The organism is Thermogemmatispora argillosa (genome assembly GCF_059696725.1).
On the sequence record NZ_AP019377.1, the window covers coordinates 681,597 to 701,992 of the forward strand.

The following is a 20,396-nucleotide window of genomic DNA, read 5'->3' on the forward strand; positions in this document are numbered from 1 at the left end:
CCGCTGCTGCCCCCGCTTCCCAGTCCGGCACCGGGCTGGGGCGGGAGCAGTGCGGAGAGCGCGGTCAGCGTTTCCCTCGGCTTTGGAAGCGAGCGCTACTGTCTGCTAGCGGCTTCCGGTCCCGGCCTCCAGTGGCTCTGTGCGCTGGGCCCGCAGCCTGCTCAGCAGCGAGCCGGTCCAGGGCGTCCCCAGCAGGGGGAGCAGCAGGCTATCGAGTCCATAGTAGCCGGCGATGCGCCAGGCCAGCATCAGGAAGAGGCCGAGTGTGCCCAGCACCGGGTTAATGCTCACGGCACCGGCCAGTAGGAAGTTGAGATTCATGAAGACGCCGAAGAAGGCGGCGATCCCCGTCAGGGCGCCGAAGATCAGGCCCAGGCCAACCAGGACCTCGCCAAAGGTCACCAGGTAGGCGAAGAGGCCGGCATTCGGCAGGACAATATGCTGTAGGAAGGCTGCGTACCAGCCCTGAACCGCCGGGTGTGGCCCACTGCTGAGGGCCAGTGCTCCTTTGACGAAACCCTGGATGGCTACCCCATCGTGGCCACTGAAAACCCAGGGGCTGCCACTCCGCTGGCCAAAGCCGGCCCCGAAGGCGAAGTTGTAGCCGGTGAGCTTCTCTAGACCGGCGGTCAGCCATTCGTAGCCGACGTAGAGGCGCACCAGTAGCCAGAGCCAGGCCATGCGCGTGTCGGCGAAGAGGAAACGCGCTAGCGGCGGCTCGGGGATCTGCGTTACCGAACGCGGCTTTAAGACGCCGATGATTTTCATAGGTGGTCCTCCCTCCTGTATCCGAGCGAATAAGCGTTCCCGATAACTCCAGGCAGGCAGGTGGGCGGGCGATCTGGGTGGCCACCGCTGCTCGCCCCGGCTCCGTCGAGACGAGCAGCGGTGAGCACCAGCCCTCAGCTAGCCCCCCTCCCTTCCGCCACGCTGCTTCTTCCTTTACCTCAGTCCCTTCCACCGCTTCCGAGAGGGAATATAGCCCACCTTTCTCACAAGCCGCTCTCGGCCCCCCTCACCTCCATCACAGGGCCGTCACAGCCCCCAGCGACCCGCCTTCTCTTCGCCTCCTTCCTCTCTTCCTCGCCAGCCCTGGCCCCATCCCATCCTCCCAATTATGACTATAAGACACCCCCCCCTTGACCTCATCCTTGAGCCAGCGCGGACGGGCCAAGGCGTAGCTGTGACGCCTCTGAGAGAAGAGGAGCCGGCTTTGTGAGCCGGCTGAAACCTGGCAGCCCTACTGTTGCTGATGTGAGCTGATTCCGCAAGCCGGATCGGCTTCCAGGACACACCAGACGGTCGCTCAGCCTAGAGAGGCCCATCAACTAAAGAAGAGCAAAACCACCCTTGTCCATAGATAAGGAGGCAGCAACATGGCATCGCCAGAAGAGAGAAAGGCTGCTCTTGAAGAGCAAGAGCAACAGCAGTCGCCGCACGCCCAGGCCGAGACCGACAGGCCGGCCAGCAAGGAGCAAGCCACAACGCAGCGGCCCATTATCCTGGAAGCGGGCAGCTATCGCCCGGAGATCTACCGCCAGCTTGCCGCGGGGGACGGCAGTATCGTCTTTGTGCGCCGCCGTCAGGCGAGGCCCGCCTATCCCTGGCGCCGCATCATAGCGCCCCTGGCCGTGCTCGTCACCGCCCTGCTGATTATGGTAGCCGTCCTCAGCTTCGGCATCGGCAGCACCCTCGCCAGCGGCGGCGGCCCCGCCAGCAGCGGCCAGGAGCAGAGCAGCGCCATGAGCAACATGAGCGGCATGAGCACCAGCGGACAGGACGCCAACGCCACAGCCACAGCCGCGGCCCTGCCGCGCGCCACACAGAGCCAGGGCAACCAACTGGCCACCTATGTGCGCGATCCTGACGGCGCCAAACACTTCACGCTGGTGGCTGAACAAGTGCTCTGGGAGGTCGTCAAGGGCACCTGGGTCCCGGCCTATACCCTCAATGGCACCGTGCCAGGGCCAATGATCCGCGTCACTGCCGGCGACCATGTGCGCATTACCGTCATCAACCACTTCCATGAAGCTACAAGCATCCACTGGCATGGCCTGGAGGTGCCCAGCCAACAGGACGGCGTGCCCGGCCTCGGACAGCAGCCGATCCAGCCCGGTCAGAGCTACGTCTACGATTTCACGGTCCACGACCAGGACGTCGGTACGCACTGGTACCACAGCCACTATAACGATGTGAACGAGGTGGCCGGCGGTTGCTACGGGGCCTTTATCGTTGATCCGCGCCCTGGTTCGCCCCAGGCCCGCGCGGCAGTGCACGCCGACGTCGACTACACTGCTTTCATCGGCACCTTGCCCGGCGGCTACTACGTCATCAACGGCAAGAGCTTCCCTGATGTGCAGCCGCTACATGTCAAGCACGGCCAGACGGTACGGCTGCGCCTGATCGGAGCCGATACGCTGACTACCCATCCGATGCACCTGCACGGCCACATCTTCACGGTGATCGCTCAGGATGGTCATCCCTTAACGCAGCCCTATCAGCGCGATACCCTGCAGGTCGCGCCCGGCGAGACCTACGACCTGATCTTTACAGCCTGGGCCGCCCCAGGCAGCATCTACCCCTTCCATTGTCACATTCTTTCGCACCTGATGAACCCGGGGCAGAATGAGAGCGAGATGGGCGGCCTGGTGATGCTGGTCATTTACGATCGCTGATGAATGGCCGACTCAGCAAGTCGGCTGCGCCGCGACACCGCTCCCCGACGAGCGGCTGCGCCCTGAGCGAGCGCCTGGGCCTTCTCTCTCTTCTCTCCTCGCGGCCCAGGCGCTCAGCTTTGCTTGCGGCTGAGACGCCCCGCGCCAGGCAGCAAAAAGGCTGCTCGGCCCGCGCTCAGCCGCGGACCAGCGCAGCCCTGCTTCCTCACGGGGTGATCGCCTCCCCAGAGCCTACCCCAGCGCCTGGCCGCCGCCAGCTTCAGCGATCCCCGGCGTCGCGATTTCTGCCTCAGCACGCGGCAGCCGGTCGCAGCGCTCTTCGCTCTCTTCCCCCAACAGGGGGAGACGCACAAAGAAGGTCGATCCCTGGCCCTCCTCCGACTCAAACCAGAGGCGACCGCCATGCTGCTCTACGAGCGCGCGGGCCAGATAGAGGCCCAGGCCCGTCCCTTCAATGCCCCAGGCCCGCGCATTCTCGGCCCGCATGAAGCGGCCCCCGATTTGTCCCTGCTGATGACGCGGGATGCCAATGCCGTGATCCTGTACGCTGATCAAGACCGCCGGCGCCTGCTCCCCGGCGTCGCGCGCTACGGTCACGCGGATCGGGCCACCCTGGGGACTGTATTTAATGGCATTCTCGATGAGATTGGTCAGGACCTGCTCCAGGCGATGGGGGTCGATCAGGGCCACTAATGGCTCCGCCGGCGCCTGGATCTCTAGCTGATGGCGCGCGGTCGTCTGCTGCAGACGCCGCCCTACCTGGCGCACCAGAGGCACGATATCCGCCGGTAGACGCTGGAGCTGCAGGCGCCCGGCCTGCAGACGGCTGAGGTCAAGCAGCTCTTCGGTCAGGCTGGCCAGACGCGCCGTGCCCTGCTGGATCTCTTCCAGGGCTTCGCGCTGCCAGGGGGCCAGCGGGGGACCATGCCCGCGCTCGGTCTGGCGCAGGAGCATTTCAGCATAGCCGGTGAGGGCGGCCAGGGGCGTGCGCAGTTCGTGAGCCGCGATGCTGATGAATTCATCTTTTAGCTCTTCGGCTTCTTTGAGCGGCGTCACATCCTGGTGAATGACTAGGGCCAGCGGCTCCCCAGGCTCTAATTGGCGCAGAAGCTCACCCCGCAGGGCCTCCGACGGCACTCGCAGGGGCAGGGCGCTCACCAGGACGGGCAGGGTCGAGCCGTCAGCCCGGCGAATCTGCTCTTGATAGAGTGCAATAGCCCTCTGCTCGCGAAGGACGCGCAGGGTGATGAGTTCTTCGGGCGCCAGCGCCTTGCCACGGATGTCGCTGATGATGATGCCATGCGTCTGCAGGAATTCCAGGAAGGAGATGCCCGTTGGCCAGTCTGCCCCCCAGACGCGGCGGACGCCTTGATTGGCTAGCAGGAGACGGGCCGCCTCTCCAGCTACCAGGGCCACGGCAAAGGGCAGGGCCTCAAAGAGGTGCTCCAGGAGCGAGAGATGGCCCGCCAGCATGGCCCGCGCCTCGCGCTCACGCTGGCGCCGCTCGCTGATGTCTCGGTTGATCTCCAGGGTGGCCAGAACCTGGCCTTGCTGGTCGCGTACCAGGGCCTGGCGGCTCTCGACGATGACCAGGCGCCCATCGCGACAGACCTGGGTCAGTTCCCCCTCCCATTGGCCATCTCGCTCCAGGATGGTGCGCACCGCCGCCTGTCCTTCGGGAAAGTCGGTCTTGAGCAGGCGCGTGCTGATGCGCCCAAGCGCTTCCTGCGCCGACCAGCCGTAAAGACGCTCGGCTCCGCGGTTCCAGAGCAGGATGCGGTCCAGTGGGTCGCGCAGAATGATGGCGTCATAGGCCTGGTTGAGCAGCTCACCCTGAACGCTCAGATTCTGGAGAAGGAGGGCGCGCTCTCGTTCGGCCCGCCGCTGGGCCGTCATGTCTCGTACGGCTGCAATGACGTAGAGCTGCTCGCCAACGCGTAGCGGGCTGAGGCTGATTTCAACAGGGATTTCGCTGCCATCTTTGTGACGGGCAAAGAGGTGCAGGCCTACCCCCATCGGGCGCAGACGCGGCGCTTTGAAGTAGTGGGCCGCGTGCTGGCGATGGATCTCACGAAAGCGCTCCGGCAGGAGGAGGTCGAGCGTCTGGCCAAGTAGCTCGTCACGGCTATAGCCAAAGACTGTCGTGGCCTGGGTATTGGCATGGACCAGGCGCCCCTGTTGGTCAACGACAATCAGGGCATCTGGCAATAGATCAAGAAATTGCTGAAAAAGCGGCGATTTGAGGAGCCGGGTCTGAACGGCAGCCCCTCCGCCTTTGGGGTCCTGGCCCTGGGGATGGTGCGCTGTCATGACTTCTCCACGGTCCCGCGCAGGCTCTGCAGGCAGCCAATCAACGAGCAGATCGAGAATAGCATAGGTGGAAGGAAGCGCACCCCGCCGACAGCCAGCCTGGCAGCCTGAGCCTGCCACTCTGCTGCGTGGCGACCATCGGCGCCTGTCGGTGCTGCTCTTCTGCATGCTTTTGCGCATGCTTGTCGCACAAGGATTATAGCATCGCTCTCTGCCAGCGACAAGCAGAGAGCCAGCCGCCCATACTCGCCTGACTCTCTGTCCGCCCGCCCCAGGACGGCGGTGGCAGGATAGGATAAGACAGGGCAGGCAGGGAGGCCAGGCGTCGTCAGCGCTGAACAGAGACAGCCAGTTTCATGCCGGCTTCATAGTGTCCCGGGAGATAGCAGGCAAATTCGGGATGGGAGCCAGCCGCGCTGGCGGGGAAGGTATAGTCGAGGGTTACTGTTGCCCCGGGCGGAATGTTTTCAACCGCCGCCAGGGCCTGATGATGCATCTCCTCCATTGACATGTGCTGCGTTGTCGCTCCCATGCTGCGCGGCATAATGAGAAACTCATGGGCCACGATGCCCTGATTCGTGATCACGAAGTGATAGGGGAGGCCGGCTTTGAAGGTGGTCAGTGAGGCCTTGATGCTAAAGTCTCCTTCGGTAATGGTCACGGTCTGCGCGCCCGCAGGGGCCGAGGCGGCCCCCGGAGACGAGGCCGCCTCACCGCAGGCTACCAGCAGTAGGATCAGCGGAGCACACAGCCAGAGGGGCCAGCGTTGCCATTGCCAGATATGGCCCATACTCTTCTTCTCCAACTCCTTTCTTGTCTTGGATGTGTGTGCGGGTTTGCTCTGATGGTCTTCGGCCTGGATGGCGCGACAGGCCCAGGCCGGGGAGGCAGGCCAGCCAGGTTTGTGCGCTCTGCCTGTCTGTCTTCACTGGCCCGCTCACAACATACTATAGCGAGCGCCAGAGGTCAGCGACCAGGGTCGGTCAGGCCGTTGTGAGCCAAGACACGAAGCAGAGCAGAGCCCCTGGTCGGGCATTTGCCGCGCAGCACGAGCGCCGTGAGGGCAGGGCAAAGGGAAGCGGGCGCGCAAGAGCAGGCAGCGGGAGAGCCGTGCGAGTCGGGGAAAAGGCCGGTAGACAGACAGGCGGACAGCAGAGAGAGGTATTTCGCCAAAAAGGATGGTGCCGCGACTGGACTGGAGGAGCCAGCCACGGCACCCGCCTCTGACCGAACGAGGAGTCCCCGGGAGAAAGAGGTCTATCTGCCGATCGCCTGGGAGCGACCTGGTCTGGGAGCCTCCCGGTAACGCTCTCCGGCCCTTTCTCCCGGTTCTCCTGCGCTATCAGGCCGCCTTAGAAGGGCGGATAGGCGTTCTGGACCAGGGTGTCAAAGCCTGCCTGGAACCAGGCCCCTGCCACCGGCGCATTCGGCATCGCCCCCGTCGGCTGATAGTTGTTCATGGCGTTGCCGCCATAGTTGGGATCGCACATCGGGTCAAAGCCCTTGCCCGTCGGGTTATTCGGCCCCTGCGGGATCAGCGTGCTGGAGCCATCCGACTCCCCAGGCGGCTTGATCCACACAAAGGCGTCAAAGCCCGGTGCCGGATTAGCCTGCGGGCGCGCTCCAATGCCGCCCGGCTGGTTGCACCAGTTCCCTCGGCTGTAGCGCCGATCAATGCGTGTCTGGTCCACGAACGTGTTGACATCCGTGGCGCTGCTCGGCCCCGTCGGGCGGTTCGGCCCACCCCAGCCGTTGCGCGAGGTGTCGATGAGCATGCCGATCGTGCTCGGGAAGCCCTGCGCAATGAAGGCATTGCGCATGTCAATGTCATAGGGCATCTCGTCAATGTAGTTGTTCCACTGGTAGAAGTTCGCCGAGCGCACCGGCTGCCCACCGATCAGCTCGTTGGCCGTCATGTACGGCTCGGTGGTCGGGGTGTAGTTGGCCGTGTTGCTGATGAAGCCATCAATGCTGTTGACGCCCGCTGCGGTCCCCTTGATCGTGTTGCTGATCAGCGTCACAGCGTTCTGGAAATTGTTGGTCCAGCCCAGCCAGCCGCTGTGCGCAATGTCGACGTAGATGTAGACGTTGGGGATGGCGTGCAGCTTGTTGATGGCGTACTGGATGCCCTGCACATAGGCCCCGCTGGAGTTGGCCTCAGCGCACTTGGGAACGCTGAGGTTGGTCACCAGGTTGGGCAGCGAGTCCGGCTCGATGATGGTCACAATGCGCAGGTTGCTGTACTTGGCCTGGCTGAAGGTGGCCGCAATCGGGTCGATAAACTGGGACTCGTAGATGGCCAGGCCGTTGTTGGAGACGCTCAGCTCGCCGTTGGAGGCCAGCGCCGCGCAGTCGCGGTCGGGCAGATCGTAGATCACGAAGGTGATCACGATCGGCAGGCTGCTGGATGCGGCTTGTTGCTCGGCGGCATCCAGATAGCCAGCCAGGTTGGTCGGGTAGCCGGTCCCACCGGTGACGGCGGCGATGCTATCCAGCCAGACCGCGGTGGGGTAGTTGGCGACCTGGGCTTCCTTCTGGCCCAGGGTGCCACCAACGCTGGCAGCGCCCGCTTTCACTTCCGCCGCCCAGTAGGGGTTGATGAAGCCCTGGGCACCCGCGTACGGGTTGTCCACATGGATCGCGGGGGACGGGGTGCCGGTTGGCGCCGGGGTCGCTGTGGCGGTCGGCGTCGGCGTTACCGTCGCGCCCGGGGTGGGAGTGGGCGAAGGGGTCGGCGTGGGTGTCGGGGTGCTGCCCGGGGTCGGCGAGGGCGAAGGCGTGGGCGTGGGGGTGCCACTGCCGCTGCTGCTGCCGCCGCAGGTGTTGCCGTTGACCGCGAAGGTGGTCGGGGTCGGGTTGCTGGTCGTCCAGGTGCCGTTGAAGCCCAGGGTGACCGAGCTATTGACCGCGACGGTGCCGTTCCAACTGGCGTTGGTGACGGTGACGTTCTGGCCGGATTGGCTAAAGTTGCCGTTCCAGCCCTGGGTGACCGCCTGGCCGCTGGCGGGGAAGGTAAAGGTGAGGGTCCAGCCGTTCCAGGTGCTGCTACCGGTGTTCTGGAGCACGAGATTGACGCTGAAGCCGCCAGGCCACTGGCTGACGACGGTGTAGGTGACCTGGCAGTAGCTGGCGGCATGGACCCGCGCTTGACTGCCAAAGAGGCCCGTGAGCAGGAGCACGGGCAGGGCCAGCAGCGCTAGCAGGTGCTTGCGTCCCCACAAGCTTTGTCGTCGAAAGGTGTGCGGTGTCATGCCCTTCGTGCGTCCTTTCCTTGCACGAGTTTCGCTGGCTGCCGCTCCTCGCCCTGCAGAACCCGGCAAGCAGGTTCTGCAGGCTGGGGAGGGAGCGGAAGCATCCTTGCATTCCTGCTTGTGACGAAATCGGTACCGCAAACGATTACGTAAGCGGTTTCAAATAGAATATAGTCGGGGGCCGGGGTGCTTGTCAAGACCCCCCGGTGAAAGTTTTCAGAGCGAGAGGCGCGGCGGGCCTGGGAAGCGGGTTGAGCAGGGGGAGGAGGGAAGAAGGGGCGAAGGGCAGGCAGGGGGAAGAGCAAGGTGTCTGCGAATGATGTAGAGGCAACGACCCCAGGCTCAAGCCAGGGACTGACCCGCAGCCGCAGCGACCCAGGCTTCAGGCTGGTTGACGGCAGCCCACTGTCCAGGACAGCAGTGCACGGTGAGGCGAAGCCGTTGCTGACCGTCCGGCCAGTGCCTTTGGCCTCACGAGAGGAAGGATACGTCAGGAGAGCCGAAGGTACCAACCCCATAGTGAGAGAAAGGAGGCAACCGCTTTCCTCCCCTGGATTCCTCCAGGGGTCCCCGGCGCCATGCCTTTATGGTGTAGAATGGATCTGCTTGCGCCGCGGGGAATGCGGTGAGGTGAGATGGCTGGGAATGGGCTTCTCTGAGCCTGTCTGCTGGGGTGAGTAAGAGAGGCTGAAGAGCTGGCCAGGGCCAGAGAGCGGCTCGCCGCGGTCTGCAGCTCTGAGAGGTGCCAGGTGCCGCGTGGGTGCCACCGGCCTGGCCGAGCAGATAGATAGAAAGGACGATAGATTGAGGCGATGACCTTTGCTTTCGAGAGAGAGGCTGTGCTGACTCAGGTCTATCATGAGGTGGAGGAGCGCTTTTTGAGCCAGGGGCGGGCGGATCTGGCGCACGGCTGGGACCATATTGAGCGTGTGTATCGGCTGGCGCTGGGGATCGGGCAGCGCGAGGGGGCCGATCGGTTTGTGGTCGGCATGGCGGCGCTGCTGCACGATCTGGGACGGGTGGCGCCGGCGGGCGAGGGGCCCGAGCAGGGCCAGGGCCAGGCGTCCGCCGTTCAAGGGCGACACCATGCTGATCTGTCGCATGAGCTGGCCGCCGAGCTGCTGACGGCCTATCGGGTGCCGGAGGCGGAGCGTGAGGCGATTCTCCATGCAGTGCTGGCCCACAGCTTTAGCCGCGGGGTCGAGCCGCGGACGCTGGAGGCGCGCGTGGTGCGCGATGCGGATCGCCTGGATGCGTTGGGGGCGATTGGTATTATGCGCTGGGCGATTACGGGGGCGCTGCGGGCGACGGTGGAGACGCGTCCGTATCATCCGGTTGATCCGTTCGCGCGCTCGCATGCGCCTGATGATCGGCGCTATCTGCTGGATCATTTTTATACGAAGTTGTTGCGCCTGGGAGAGTCGATGAGTACGGCTACGGGGCGCGCGCTGGCTCAGGAGCGTCTGGCGTTTATGCAGCGCTATCTTGATGAGTTTCGGCGCGAGTTGACGTTAGAGGGCCTGCCAGGTTGAGGCTGGCTGTGAGCGAACGAGCGGGCTGGCCGGGAGGCGGGACGTAGCGCCGGGCAGGCTCTGGGTGAGGGCACCCGGCGGCTTCAGTCTGTCTGGTTGCCGCCCGGCTGATCGGGATCGGCGGCGGGGGCGGGCTGCGGTTCGTTCAGTCCGTCCAGGCCTTCGGGGGCGGTTTCGAGGAAGAAGAGGCGCAGGCGCCCTGGCGGAGTGCCAAGGACCTGGTGAAAGATGTTGGTGGCTGCGCGGGCGAAGGCTCGCTTCTGGTCGGCGGTGAGTGGGTGGTCGGCGGCCCGCAGGACTTCGAGCATGGGCATGGTGCTGTTTCTCCTTTCTTGTCCTTGTCTGCTCGGGCTGGCGCAATGGCGGTTGCTGGCCGGGCATCTGGGGTCAGGCGCCGGCTCGCTCGCCCGCTCCGGCCTCCGGCGCTCGGCGTTGCCAGGCAAGCATGGGGAGCGGCACGAGCACTAGACGGTAGCTCACGTCACGGCTTTATTGTATGCTGTTGGGCCGGCTCTGGCAAGCTGCGCAGGAGTAGAGGGCGGGAAGCCAGGACAGGGCTGGGCTGAGCCGCAGAGGACGGAGCGGGCAGGATTGTTTTTTGTCCAGTTGCTTGCAGTGTAGCGCAGAAAGGAGCGATCGATGCTTGTGCTGAAGGTGACAATGATGGAGGGCCGCAGTGAGGAGCAGAAGGAGCGTTTGATTCGTTTGCTCTCGGAGGCGGCGAGCCGTGAGCTTGGGCACCCATTGGATGAGGTGCGCGTGATTATCTATGAGGTGCCCAAGCGGAATTGGGGCATTGGCGGGCGTTCGGTGGCCAGTCGCGAGGCAGGGGATGGCTGAGGGGGGGTGAGCTTTCTTGCTCGCTCCCTCCTCTCTCTCGCTCTGCCCTCTCCTGGCCGCTCTCCTCACAGCTCTAGCACCAGCTCCCCCAGCTCCCTCACCCGCTTCTCCCACGGCCACCGCTCTAGCGCCTTCCTCCAGTTGCTCACCAGCTCCTGCCTCCTCTTGCTGCTCCCCAGCCTCTTCGCCCCTTCCGCCCCCTCTACCGTGTAGCTCACATACTCCTCTAGCTCCCCCCTCCCTATCGCCGCCTCTCCCCTCCTGTTCACTATCTCCAGGCGAATCCGCTCCGGCACCGCTGGCCTCCCCGACCACCCTTCGATCTGCGCTAGTGCTCGCTCCGCCGCCCGCGCGTGCTCGCTCTCTTCCCCGTGCCGGCTCAGCTCCAGATGGACCCAGCCCTCGCGCAAAATCAGTCGCCACACTCCCTCATCCGCCTGCAAGTACACCGGCAGCTCTTCCCACCTCAAGCCTGGCTCCTCGCTCACCGCTTTGGCCCGACTCAGATGCTCTAGCGCCTCTCTCGCTCGCCCCTGTCGCGCATATGCCAGCGCTAGCCCTGTATGCACCGTCCGATGAAGCACCAGGGGGACGCACCCCAGCAAGCTGCTGGCCTCCTCTAACGCCCCCTGCATTTGCAACGGCGCCCCAAGATGGTAGTAATCCTGTCCAAGGTAGGCCAGGGCTTTGACGAGTAAGACAGGCTCGTTGGCCAACCTGCTCAGTACCGCTCCTTCTCGGTCGTGCTCTAGCTCCTGTTGGAACCGGAGACGATGATAAGCAGCCAGTCCAAGAAGGAAATGCCCTTGCGCTGCCAGATAGGCCGCCTCTTGCTGCACCCCCGACGGCTCATACGCCCACTCCCTCAGCCACGGCAGGTAGCCCCTCACCGTCCTCTCTACCGCCTCAAACTCCCCCTCGTTGAGCAGCTGCCAGCACGCCCTGATGCTCCCCGCACACGCCGGCAAGACCTCCTCTCTCAGCCTCCCCTCCCGGACCCCTCTCGGCTTCCTGCTCGCCTCTCCGACACCTCCTCCCAGCCCAAGCAGCACCTGCGGCAACCCCGCCAACACCAGCAGCGCCGCCCTCCTCGGCAGCCTCTCGCCTGCCTCTCCCTCGCCTTCCTTCATCGCTCGCTCCCTCCTCTCTCTCGCTCTGCCCTCTCCTGGCTGCTTTCCTCATAGCTCTAGCACCAGCTCCCCCAGCTCCCTCACCCGCTTCTCCCACGGCCACCGCTCTAGCGCCTTCCTCCAGTTGCTCACCAGCTCCTGCCTCCTCTTGCTGCTCCCCAGCCTCTTCGCCCCTTCCGCCCCCTCCACCGTGTAGCTCACATACTCCTCTAGCTCCCCCCTCCCTATCGCCGCTTCTCCCCTCCTGTTCACTATCTCCAGGCGAATCCGCTCCGGCACCGCTAGCCGCCCCGACCACCGTTCGATCTGCGCTAGCGCTCGCTCCGCCGCCCGCGCGTGCTCGCTCTCTTCCCCGTGCCGGCTCAGCTCCAGATGGACCCAGCCCTCGCGCAAAATCAGTCGCCACACTCCCTCATCCGCCTGCAAGTACACCGGCAGTTCTTCCCACCTCAAGCCTGGCTCCTCGCTCACCGCTTTGGCCCGACTCAGATGCTCCAGCGCCTCTCTCGCTCGCCCCTGCCGCGCATATGCCAGCGCTAGCCCTGTATGCACCGTCCCACCTAGCACCTGGGGCACCTGGGGTAGCAAGCTGTGCGCTTCTTCCAGAGCTTTTAATGCTTGCCAATGATATAATAGATGGAAATAGTCTAAACTGACCTTAGTGAGCGCTTTCACCAAGAGAGTCGAATCTCCCGCCAATCGGCTAAGTTCCACTCCTTCAAGACCGTAGGCCAGCTCTTGCTGAAATTGCAGGCGATGATAGGCACACTGGCGCAAGAAAAAGCACGCTTGCGCTGCCAGATAGGCCGCCTCTTGCTGCACCCCCGACGGCTCATACGCCCACTCCCTCAGCCACGGCAGGTAGCCCCTCACCGTCCTCTCTACCGCCTCAAACTCCCCCTCGTTGAGCAGCTGCCAGCACGCCCTGATGCTCCCCGCACACGCCGGCAAGACCTCCTCTCTCAGCCTCCCCTCCCGGACCCCTCTCGGCTTCCTGCTCGCCCCCCATCTGCTCGCCTCTCCGACACCTCCTCCCACCCCAAGCAGCACCTGCGGCAGCCCCGCCAACACCAGCAGCGCCGCCCTCCTCGGCAGCCTCTCGCCTGCCTCTCCCTCGCCTTCCTTCATCGCTCGCTCCCTCCTCTCTCTCGCTCTGCCCTCTCCTGGCCGCTCTCCTCACAGCTCTAGCACCAGCTCCCCCAGCTCCCTCACCCGCTTCTCCCACGGCCACCGCTCTAGCGCCTTCCTCCAGTTGCTCACCAGTTCCTGCCTCCTCTTGCTGCTCCCCAGCCTCTTCGCTCCTTCCGCCCCCTCCACCGTGTAGCTCACATACTCCTCTAGCTCCCCCCTCCCTATCGCCGCCTCTCCCCTCAGATTGATGATTTCTAGCCTGATACGCTCTGGCAGCAAGTCCAAGGCATCAGCTCTTGCTAATACCTGTTCCGCCAAGCTAAACAATCGTGACTTCTGAGTCCGATCCCCTAGATCGAGGTAACAGCGCCCTTCCAGAATAATTAATCTTTCAATCCCCTGATCAGCAACGATATAAGCAGGCAGCCCTCGATCAGTCTCCTCTGCCATCGATTGATCCCTCGCCATGCCCAATGCCGCATTAGCTTCATCCTCACGCCCCCACTGCGCGTAAGCACGTGCTATCCCCCAGAAAATGCTACTCTTTAAAGAGGTAAATACTACCCTGCTTAGCCTTTGCCTTGCCTCCTCATAGGAGGCTATTGCTAGTTCTGGCTGATCAAGGTAGCCCGCCGTCGTGCCTAGCATGCCGAGCGCATTTACCAGCAAGGCATCATCTCGGGCGAGAAAGCTCAACGCTCTCGCTTCTTGGCAAAGAGACAACCGCTGTCGAAATTGCATGCGATGATAGGCAATCAAGCCCTCTAGCAAGCACGCCTGCGCTGCCAGATAGGCCGCCTCTTGCTGCACCCCCGACGGCTCATACGCCCACTCCCTCAGCCACGGCAGGTAGCCCCTCACCGTCCTCTCTACCACCTCAAACTCCCCCTCGTTGAGCAGGTGCCAGCACGCCGTGATGCTCCCCGCACACGCCGGCAAGACCTCCTCTCTCAGCCTCCCCTCCTGGACTCCTCTCGGCTTCCTGCTCGCCTCCCATCTGCTCGCCTCTTCGACACCTCCTCCCAGCCCAAGCAGCACCTGCGGCAACCCCGCCAGCACCAGCAGCGCCGCCCTCCTCGGCAGTTTCTGCCCCTGCGCAGTTCTCGTCTCCGTCTCGTGCTCTTCGCGCTCGCTCATCTTCAGCTCCTCCTGGATGGCTCTCTCCAGCTCCCGCAGGCTTCCTCGCCTCTCTCTCCCCCACACCAACGGCCACACCAGCACCCTCACCCCACACACCTCACCACCTCCCTCACCCGCTTTTTCCTCTCCCTCCCCCGACGGCAACATCCTCACCCCCGCCGGCATCGGCAGCCCCTGCGGAGCCTCCTTCCTGCTACTCACCTCTCGCCGCTCTTCCTCTCCCGTTCGCTTGCTTCCTCCCCAGTATACCACACCCGCCCTCTCTCCCCAGCCCATCGCTCGCCTCACTCCCTGCTCCCTGAGCCGCCTGATCCATTCCTCTCCTTCCTCCGTCAAACTCAGCCCCTCCTGCTCCAGTCTTCGCCTTCCCGCCTCTAGCACCCTCTCCGCTCTCTCCCTCTCTCCCTGTCTTATCCACCACCCATACACCTCTAACAGCGCCTCCTCCTTGTATGGCTGCTCCTCATACAACTGCCGATACTGCTCCCCGGCCTCGCTCTCTAAGCCCAGCACCTCATACAGCCGTCCCAAGGCCAGCCCCGCCCGCCAGCGCTCTCCGCCCACCCACTCCCGATACGTCACCGCCCACAGCGCCCCCTGCTCCTCCAACAAGCGCCCACGCCGAAACAGCCGCTCCGCCCCCTCCAACAGCGGCAGCGCCTCCTCTCGCTCCAACCCCACCCGGCGCGCCTCCCCTACCAGCCCCAGCGCCTCATCGACATCCGTCCAGATCCAGCGCTGATCTGCCAACTGATACCCCTGGCCACAGGTCCTCAACAGCTCCTTCCTCCCCAGCAACTTCCTCACCTGTCCCGCCCCCGTCAGCGGATAGCGCTCCATCGCCTCACTCGGCTCCTCCCTCGGCCACAGATCCGCCTGCAACTGCTGCCGCTCCACCCGCCGCCCGTGCGCGCACAGCAAGCGCTGCAACAGCGGGCGCGCATAAAAATACGTCCGCCACACACCCCCCGGCAGCGCCCGCCACACTCCATCAGCCTCCCTCAGCTCCACCACAAACGGCCCCAGCATCCACACCCGCACCAGAGGAAGCGGATCACCCGCCTCGATAACAAGCTGCTCTTTTCCTGCCATCATCGTCTCACCGCTTTCTTGCTTTCTGCTTCTCAGCCGGCGCCTCTGCTACGGCCAGCGACTGGCAGCCCAGCGCCCACCCGGGCCAAGCCCGCGGCGAGCATCACATACCACCGCGTGCGGCGTCCGCATCGTAGAGTTCAAGACGTGCAACGTCTGACGCCGTATGCTTTGATTATTATAGCAGATACATCTGCAAATAGAAAAGTAGTTTTTGCTATAGAGCGCATAAATTACACAAGAGCAAGAGCGAAGCGAGCGAGCTGCTTTAGCCTAGAAAGAAGAGCCTGCCCCTTCTACTATCGACGTCAGGAGCACAACCTCTACTTTTGTCGCAAGCCCTCCCTGCTATAGCAATAAGCAGCGGCGTGGCGCTCGCCCGCAAGAGACCCGCAGGCTCCTCGCCTCTCCCCGGGTGATCAACGAGCAGGCGGGCGCCCAGCCGTGCCTGACCGACCCACCCCACAGCCGGCAGCGCGCAGCCCCTGCCCCGCAGGCGGGCCGGGCCAGCGAGCGGCCCGACCACGGAAGCAAAGGCGCGCTGCCGGCCAGAGAGCGCGAGGACCTGGTAACAACCGAAACAGCGACCCTAAGAGCAGAAAGGAGCCATCACCATGCCAGGAACAGTCGACATCATCGACGACTCAGCCGTCTGCCGTCTCATCGTCGCCCTTGCCCTCCAGCGAGCCGGCTTTCAGGTACGCTGCCACAGCGACAGCCTGGCCGCCCTTCAGACGATCGCCCGCGCCGAAGAGCCGCCGGCCCTCCTCCTCATCGACCTCATGCTCCCGCAACTGAACGGCTATGAGCTGACCCTTCTGATCCGCAAGCAGCCGCGACTCTCCACCATTCCCATCGTCCTCATGAGCGCGCGTCATGGCCTCCGCGAGCGACTGCGAGCGCGATTAGCGGGAGCCAACGCCTTTCTGGCCAAACCCTTCAACATCGGGCACCTGGTCGCCCTGGTTCGGCGCCTCACCGCGACCAGCGCGCCGCCGACCTGCCCCACGGCGCCCCCTTCAGCCTCCCCCTCCGCCCTGCCCTCGCCCTCGCCCCTACCGCCCACCCCCTTTATCATCGGCAGTCAGACCCTGCTCACCCCTGTTCCCATGCCTGAAACCGGCCGCCAACCCTGGCGCTCGCCCGATCCCGCTCGCGCCAGCCGCTGGGGCCAGCCCTAGCCAGAGCAGCCAACGAAGAGAGGAGAGCATCACCAGCCCATGAAAGGCTCAAGCCAGCGTCGAGGCTTTCATCGCAAATGGGGACCACGCGAGCCAGGACCACCACGGCCCCGCGAATGGGAGGTTCTGCTCCTCCTGCGCCAGGGACTGGAAGACGACGAGATCGCCAGGCGCATGGGCATCACCGCCAGCACCGTGCGCGGTCACATCTACCGCCTGCGCGATCGGCTCGGCATCGCCAGCCGCGCGGAACTCCTGCAGCGCATCCCCTGGGAGCAATGCCCGCCCGAGCTACAGGCCCGCGCCGCCCTGGCCAGCCCACCCCCGACGACAGACCAGTGACGACAAGCCGCGCGTTCATGGGCGGAGCCTGCGCAGGAAGCCAGCCCGCCCGTCCCCCACCGCACCCCTCTCACCCTCACAGCCCCATCTACCCGCGATCCAGGGCGCGCCTCTCCATGCGCACAAACTGCCTCTGCACCCACCGCTTTTTTCACCGCCGCAAAGAATAATGCTTCCGATGCCGCCAATGCGTTGGCACGGCGGGCGCCTTTCTGCGCTGCCGACCGTTGCGGCCCGGCCGACCATCTCCCTTTACAAAAAAGAGACAGTGCCAGCGTTTCACTAGAAAAAGGGCGGAGCGGCAACGCGAAGCCGTGAGGCCGCAGGCCTGCCCGGCGAGCGCACCTCATCGCCCTCTTCAGCACTCCAATCCGCCCAGGCGAGCAGGAGCAGTCTTGTGGAAGGTGATCACAGCCATGAGTACACTACGCGAACGACAGCACCATCTGGCCTCTGTCAACTACAGCCAGCTCTTCGCGGCCATCGGCAAGCAGTTGCAGCGGCTACAGCAAGAAAAGCGCCTGGTGGGCACTGAGGGCGCGATCCTCCAGTTCAAAAAGCAACGGCTCAGCTTCAACATCGACAACATCGCCCACGCAGTAGCCAGCCAGGCTAAAGAGCTTGCCCATCCCTTCGAGAACAGCTACGGCACGAGCTACGCCAGCGTCTACTTTGCCGAAGACAAGGCCCGCAGCAAGTTCAGAAGCGATCTGGAGCAATACATCCTGCAGCCGCTGCGCCAGGCCTTCAGCGACCTCTGCCACCTGCAGGGGCAGACCCCAGAGCAGTGCGCCAACAGCCTCTTTCAAGCGCTCAGCAGCTTCAGCATCGAGCGCTTCGAGAACTTCAATCCGCAGAAACCGCCAGAGACCATCAATAACCTGCGCTATCCCTTGAGGAAGCCGTCCCAGGTACGACGGCGGCGCCTGCACTTTCAAAAGCAGCCCGGCACGAAGGAGCGGACCAGGCTGAAAGGGCACAAACTAACTATCGATGTACAGCGGATCGACGCCCTCAGAGACAACATCATCGCGGGCATCCAGGCCCACCTTGAAACCTACCGCGAGAGCGGGCAAGCCGATGCCGAGGAACTGAAAGAGGCCCTGGCCATCCTTAGCCAGACGGAGGGACCGGTCGCCGACCAGATTAACACCCTCTGCGAGACCATCACCGATGAGGTCCTGGCCCGCATCCAGCGCACCGCGCGCCTTCACTACCTGGCCTACATCAGAGAGAGCCTCATCAGCGATCCCAGGGCTGGCGAAGAAGAACGCCAGGCCGCGCGCCTGCTCCAGACCCTGATCGAGCGCCTGCGCCAGCTTGAAGCCTACATCCAGCGCTACCCTGACAGCCACTACATCGTCTCCTACGGCGCATTACCAACCCAGCAGCGCATCAACCTGCGCGACCTCTTCTCACGCGCCGACGCCTTCGATCCCCTGCCCATCTTCGGCGAAGTCGCCGGCCAGCTTGGCGAAATCATCAACGAGCCGCAAGGCCTCAAACGCTTCATCCACGGCCTGCGCCTCAAGCTCAACGGCAAAGTACACGTCCACGGCGGCGAGGGAGAGCCATCCTTTACCTTCCACCTGGCCCTCCTGCAACCAGGCAGCTCCGCCTTTGCAAAGCGCCGCCAGGAAGCCGAAAGCAACGGCACCCTTGAAGCCTTCTACACACGCATCATCCGCGTAGCCGTCCTCTACTTCTTCGCCTTCAAGCACTGGGGAGACCCGCACTACCAGCCCGAGCACGACTTTGAACAAGAGCTATTACCCGTGCTGCGGGCCGGCAGCCAGGAAGAGAAAGAGGCCGCCCTGAAGCGGCTGGCCGCCGAACTGGAGCCGCCGGCAGCCCAGGCCCGAGACCAGAAGTCCAAGAGCACCTCAGCCCTTCTGCAGCAACTGCGCACCGTCCTGATCGCCTCCCTCACCAGGCCCTCCCACCAGGCGCGCACCTACCGGACCGACCTGGTAGTCTCCCTGAGCACCAGCGTGCTGGCCAGAGATGCCAATGAGATCTTTCTCCGCCATCACTTTTTCAGCGCGGAACTCTCCTTCCAGGAGGAGCGGCGGCGCGAGCTGCTCAAGTACATCACTATCGAAAGGGCCAGCCTCAGCAGCAATGTCCTCTGCAAACTCGATGTCAGCCTCCAGATCGAACCGCTCTACTTCCTCAAAGTGGAGGAAGCCAGCGAGGAGACCATCGGCAGCTACCAGATGAGCTACGACCTTGGGCAACTGCAGGTTCTGCCCGTCATCCTGGCCCCCGTCGTGGCGGATGAGCAGCAAAAACCCTCCATAAGGAGCCTCCTCCGGCAGCGCTTTGGCGGCTTGCGCCATATCGCGCTTGGCTACGGCTACCACTACAAAGGGCCAGCCGTGCGCTCAGAGGCGGCCTTTGTCTACCGCTTCACCTACCTCTTGCTCGCCTACCTCTTCATCAAACTGGTCGTCGACAACGCCACCGCCATTGAGCCAGACAAGTGCTTCATCCCCCTGATCTGCATCCACGTCGAGAAAGCAGAGGCCGGCCAGGAGCACTATAACGACGAAAGCGTCCTGCACGGCATCACCAAGGTCCTGGAGCACCTGCTAGGCGCCGACTACCTGACCAGCTCGCAAGGCCTGCATAGGAGGACCCTGGAGGCCGGGGACCAGGCCAGCTACTACATGCTCAGAAGCGCTCTGTGTTCGCTCTACGCGGCCCTGCCGCACCGCTTCAAGCCGCAAGCGGCGCCCACAGCCCCCAACGCCGACCCGGCCCAACAGGGGCGCCTGGACAAAGTGGCGATCCTGGTCGTCTCCAGCCGCAAATGTGACTACAACACGCAGGCGCGCGATGACTACCTGGCCACCATCTACGGCGAAGTGCTGGGCCTGGAGCGAGAGGGAAACGATCTTGTACTGCGCCGGCTCAGGACCTTTGCCGACAATCACCCCTCCGAGAGCATGCACACGCGGCCCGACATCATCATCGAACAGGCCCGCTACTGCGCCAGGCAGGGCTACCATCACCTGCTCTACGTGGCCCACGCCCCCTACAGTCGCACGCTGGGCCTCACCAAAGGCGGCGCCCGCGAGCTGTTCTTCATGAGCCAGGACATCATTCAGGCCATGCGCGAGGTCGACGCCGACTTTCGCGTCTACCCCATCTTCTGCGACCTCTACTACGTCCTCGACCTTCAGCGCAGCTCAGCCAGGCAGGATCAAGAGTCGCTCTACATCGACGAGCTGCGCGAGCTGGCCGACGTCGTCAACGATCCCAGCAAGCGCACCGTCATGTTCCTCAACCTCTACACCGGCTACTCCATTCCCGCCGGCTCCCCCGAGGCACAGGAGCGGGTCTACAACGGCGTCATGGCCTACTCCACGGTCACCCACGTCTACGACCAGGACCCCACCTACGAGCAGTACATCTGGTCCGACCTGCTGGCCCCCGACCAGCCAGGCACCACCAAGCACGACCTGATCGAGGCCATCACCCTGCTGCACTTCATGCGCTTCGAAAGGCCGTTCAACCCGATGATGATGAAGCTGGACCCCTACAAGCGCATCATCGGCGACCGCAGCACCGGCGCCCAGGCCATCATTCCCCACATGAAAGGCCAGTGCCGCTTTAACATGCTGGCCTTCCTGACGCACGTCCGCTCGGTCCTGCGCTCGCACGAGCTGGAACAGGCCCGCCACGCCAATCGCCAACAGCCACCAGCCGATCAGAACCCGCCTCCCGCCCATTGAGCCGCCAGCACGACAAGGACGCAGAGCAGAGCAGA

General features: G+C 64.0%; 14 protein-coding genes. 6 read left to right on the top strand and 8 right to left on the bottom strand.

Features of this window, described 5'->3' with window-relative positions:
• Positions 1–105: 105 nt before the first annotated feature.
• Positions 106–768, bottom strand: a complete 663-nt coding sequence (locus AC6H1L_RS02745) for a DoxX family membrane protein (RefSeq protein WP_497600022.1) — start codon at positions 766–768, stop codon at positions 106–108.
• A gap of 608 nt (positions 769–1,376) precedes the next feature.
• Here AC6H1L_RS02745 and AC6H1L_RS02750 point away from each other — a divergent pair.
• Entirely contained in the window at positions 1,377–2,675 is a 1,299-nt protein-coding gene (locus AC6H1L_RS02750) for a multicopper oxidase family protein (RefSeq protein ID WP_497600023.1), read from the top strand.
• A 231-nt stretch (positions 2,676–2,906) separates the two neighbouring features.
• Here AC6H1L_RS02750 and AC6H1L_RS02755 read toward each other — a convergent pair whose 3' ends face one another.
• From AC6H1L_RS02755 to AC6H1L_RS02765, 3 genes are all read right to left on the bottom strand, one after another.
• A complete protein-coding gene (locus AC6H1L_RS02755) occupies positions 2,907–4,985 on the bottom strand; it encodes a PAS domain-containing sensor histidine kinase (protein ID WP_497600024.1) in 2,079 nt (692 codons plus the stop codon).
• A 328-nt stretch (positions 4,986–5,313) separates the two neighbouring features.
• Positions 5,314–5,775: a hypothetical protein gene (locus tag AC6H1L_RS02760; protein WP_497600025.1), complete on the bottom strand. Its 462-nt coding sequence runs from the start codon at positions 5,773–5,775 to the stop codon at positions 5,314–5,316.
• A 562-nt stretch (positions 5,776–6,337) separates the two neighbouring features.
• A complete protein-coding gene (locus tag AC6H1L_RS02765) occupies positions 6,338–8,236 on the bottom strand; it encodes a glycoside hydrolase family 6 protein (protein WP_497601494.1) in 1,899 nt (632 codons plus the stop codon).
• Positions 8,237–9,048: 812 nt separating this feature from the next.
• Here AC6H1L_RS02765 and AC6H1L_RS02770 point away from each other — a divergent pair.
• On the top strand, positions 9,049–9,768 hold the full coding sequence (locus AC6H1L_RS02770; protein WP_497600026.1) for an HD domain-containing protein: 720 nt from the start codon (positions 9,049–9,051) through the stop codon (positions 9,766–9,768).
• 83 nt (positions 9,769–9,851) lie between these two features.
• Here the strand turns inward: AC6H1L_RS02770 and AC6H1L_RS02775 are convergent, their stop codons facing one another.
• On the bottom strand, positions 9,852–10,082 hold the full coding sequence (locus AC6H1L_RS02775; RefSeq protein WP_497600027.1) for a tautomerase family protein: 231 nt from the start codon (positions 10,080–10,082) through the stop codon (positions 9,852–9,854).
• Between the two features lie 325 nt (positions 10,083–10,407).
• On the opposite strand from AC6H1L_RS02775, the gene AC6H1L_RS02780 reads away from it, so the two are divergent.
• Positions 10,408–10,608 carry a tautomerase family protein gene (locus AC6H1L_RS02780; RefSeq protein ID WP_497600028.1) on the top strand — a complete coding sequence of 67 codons (201 nt, stop codon included), beginning with the start codon at positions 10,408–10,410 and terminating at the stop codon, positions 10,606–10,608.
• Positions 10,609–10,673: 65 nt separating this feature from the next.
• Here AC6H1L_RS02780 and AC6H1L_RS02785 read toward each other — a convergent pair whose 3' ends face one another.
• From AC6H1L_RS02785 to AC6H1L_RS02795, 3 genes are read right to left on the bottom strand one after another with little or no spacing between them, the layout of a single operon-like run.
• Positions 10,674–11,738 carry a hypothetical protein gene (locus AC6H1L_RS02785; protein ID WP_497600029.1) on the bottom strand — a complete coding sequence of 355 codons (1,065 nt, stop codon included), beginning with the start codon at positions 11,736–11,738 and terminating at the stop codon, positions 10,674–10,676.
• 48 nt (positions 11,739–11,786) lie between these two features.
• Positions 11,787–12,866, bottom strand: coding sequence for a hypothetical protein (locus tag AC6H1L_RS02790; RefSeq protein ID WP_497600030.1), 1,080 nt, complete (start codon positions 12,864–12,866; stop codon positions 11,787–11,789).
• 48 nt (positions 12,867–12,914) lie between these two features.
• Positions 12,915–14,621 (bottom strand): hypothetical protein, encoded by a 1,707-nt coding sequence (locus AC6H1L_RS02795; protein WP_497600031.1) that lies wholly within the window; start codon positions 14,619–14,621, stop codon positions 12,915–12,917.
• Between the two features lie 1,094 nt (positions 14,622–15,715).
• On the opposite strand from AC6H1L_RS02795, the gene AC6H1L_RS02800 reads away from it, so the two are divergent.
• The 3 genes from AC6H1L_RS02800 (at position 15,716) to AC6H1L_RS02810 (ending at position 20,361) form a co-directional block, all read left to right on the top strand.
• The gene (locus AC6H1L_RS02800; protein ID WP_497600032.1) at positions 15,716–16,282 is read left to right on the top strand and encodes a response regulator; all 567 of its coding nucleotides are present in this window, start codon (positions 15,716–15,718) and stop codon (positions 16,280–16,282) included.
• Between the two features lie 39 nt (positions 16,283–16,321).
• On the top strand, positions 16,322–16,624 hold the full coding sequence (locus tag AC6H1L_RS02805) for a response regulator transcription factor (protein WP_497600033.1): 303 nt from the start codon (positions 16,322–16,324) through the stop codon (positions 16,622–16,624).
• Between the two features lie 416 nt (positions 16,625–17,040).
• Complete coding sequence (locus tag AC6H1L_RS02810; RefSeq protein WP_497600034.1) at positions 17,041–20,361, top strand: hypothetical protein; 3,321 nt, start codon at positions 17,041–17,043, stop codon at positions 20,359–20,361.
• Positions 20,362–20,396: the final 35 nt, after the last annotated feature.

Coding starts and splice junctions, on each gene's coding strand:
- AC6H1L_RS02745 (WP_497600022.1), bottom strand. CDS start 768: ATGAAAATCATCGGCGTCTTAAAGCCGCGTTCGGTAACGCAGATCCCC.
- AC6H1L_RS02750 (WP_497600023.1), top strand. CDS start 1,377: ATGGCATCGCCAGAAGAGAGAAAGGCTGCTCTTGAAGAGCAAGAGCAA.
- AC6H1L_RS02755 (WP_497600024.1), bottom strand. CDS start 4,985: ATGACAGCGCACCATCCCCAGGGCCAGGACCCCAAAGGCGGAGGGGCT.
- AC6H1L_RS02760 (WP_497600025.1), bottom strand. CDS start 5,775: ATGGGCCATATCTGGCAATGGCAACGCTGGCCCCTCTGGCTGTGTGCT.
- AC6H1L_RS02765 (WP_497601494.1), bottom strand. CDS start 8,236: ATGACACCGCACACCTTTCGACGACAAAGCTTGTGGGGACGCAAGCAC.
- AC6H1L_RS02770 (WP_497600026.1), top strand. CDS start 9,049: ATGACCTTTGCTTTCGAGAGAGAGGCTGTGCTGACTCAGGTCTATCAT.
- AC6H1L_RS02775 (WP_497600027.1), bottom strand. CDS start 10,082: ATGCCCATGCTCGAAGTCCTGCGGGCCGCCGACCACCCACTCACCGCC.
- AC6H1L_RS02780 (WP_497600028.1), top strand. CDS start 10,408: ATGCTTGTGCTGAAGGTGACAATGATGGAGGGCCGCAGTGAGGAGCAG.
- AC6H1L_RS02785 (WP_497600029.1), bottom strand. CDS start 11,738: ATGAAGGAAGGCGAGGGAGAGGCAGGCGAGAGGCTGCCGAGGAGGGCG.
- AC6H1L_RS02790 (WP_497600030.1), bottom strand. CDS start 12,866: ATGAAGGAAGGCGAGGGAGAGGCAGGCGAGAGGCTGCCGAGGAGGGCG.
- AC6H1L_RS02800 (WP_497600032.1), top strand. CDS start 15,716: ATGCCAGGAACAGTCGACATCATCGACGACTCAGCCGTCTGCCGTCTC.
- AC6H1L_RS02805 (WP_497600033.1), top strand. CDS start 16,322: ATGAAAGGCTCAAGCCAGCGTCGAGGCTTTCATCGCAAATGGGGACCA.
- AC6H1L_RS02810 (WP_497600034.1), top strand. CDS start 17,041: ATGAGTACACTACGCGAACGACAGCACCATCTGGCCTCTGTCAACTAC.